1 protein-coding gene is annotated in these 1462 nt (G+C 50.1%); it reads right to left on the bottom strand.

Annotated elements, in window-relative coordinates; genetic code table 11:
* Positions 1-45 precede the first annotated feature (45 nt).
* On the bottom strand, positions 46-1365 hold the full coding sequence (gene secY / locus RSA72_RS14515; RefSeq protein ID WP_171404933.1) for a preprotein translocase subunit SecY: 1320 nt from the start codon (positions 1363-1365) through the stop codon (positions 46-48).
* Positions 1366-1462 lie beyond the last annotated feature (97 nt).

The following is a 1462-nucleotide window of genomic DNA, read 5'->3' as shown; positions in this document are numbered from 1 at the left end:
TCTTTACAGAAGCTTGTACTTTCATGATGAAACCTCTAAGTGCGCTTATCCCTTAGGATGAGCAGTCGTTTTTCTCATTAGCGATTGATTGTCATACTGGTGCGAAGTCAGATGGGCTTGAAGCTGAGCCATAAAGTCCATCACAACCACCACAACGATCAGCAGCGATGTTCCGCCCAAGCTGAATGGAATGCCAAACGAGCTTTGCAGAATCATCGGCATTAAGCAGATCACCGTGATGTAAATCGCGCCGATAAAAGTCAAGCGATTGAGAATATGATCTAAGTAACGGGCAGTCTGTTCACCTGGACGGATACCCGGCACATAAGCTCCGCTGCGTTTTAAGTTCTCTGAAACTTCTTTCGGGCTGAAAACCAGCGCAGTATAGAAGTAGCAGAAAAAGATAATCAACGCGCCGAAGAGCACCAGATACAGCGGCTGCCCAGGCGACAATACGAGCGCCAAATCCTGAAGGCTGCGCTTAATCAATCCTGCATCAGGATCAGCACTTCCCACCCACTGGCCTAAGCTCGCTGGGAACAGAAGCAGTGAGCTGGCAAAAATTGCCGGAATCACACCCGCCATATTGATTTTCAATGGCAAATGCGTCTGCTGTGCAGAGAATACGCGGCGGCCCTGCTGCTTTTGCGCATAGTTTACCGGAATGCGGCGCTGCGCCTTCTCAATAAACACAATCGCAGCCAAAACAGCCAGGGAAAGCAGGCCGAATATGGCAAGCCCGATCAGGCTGGTCTGGCCATTGTCAGCCGATGATAAAGACTGCAGAACCAGGTTCGGCAAGCCCGCAACAATACCGGCGAAGATGATCATGGAAATGCCATTGCCCACCCCGCGTTCGGTAATCTGCTCACCCAGCCACATCAGGAACATTGTGCCGGCAACCAGTGAAGTCACTGCAGGAACATAGAAGGCTAAACCGGAGCTCAGGGTAATCCCCTGGCTGATCAAGCCCGCACACATGCCCACAGCCTGCACCAGCGCAAGGAACAGCGTGCCTTGGCGCGTATACTGATTGATCTTGCGCTTCCCCTGCTCGCCTTCTTTTTTCAAAGCTTCGAGCGAAGGAACCACCGTAGACATCAGCTGCACGATAATCGATGCAGAAATGTACGGCATAATGCCAAGAGCAAGAATCGACATCCGCTCTAATGCGCCGCCGGAAAACATATTAAACAAACCAAGGATTGTGCCCTGGTTTGCATTAAAAAGGTTTTCCAGCGCAGCATTATTAATGCCCGGTACTGGAATATGCGCTCCTAGCCGAAAAACCAATAATGCACCGATGAGAAACATCATGCGGCGTATAATTTCACGGTATTTCACATGAAACGGCTGGCCTTTCATCATATTGACATGACCTGAAGAACTAGGAGTCATAGACACTGGGGATTACTCCTCGACTTTACCGCCAGCAGCTTCAACAGCAGCTTTAGCGCCTTTA

It is taken from the genome of Acinetobacter sp., from assembly GCF_036659555.1.
Classification (GTDB): Bacteria; Pseudomonadota; Gammaproteobacteria; order Pseudomonadales; family Moraxellaceae; genus Acinetobacter.
This window is presented reverse-complemented; position numbering and strand designations above follow the sequence as displayed.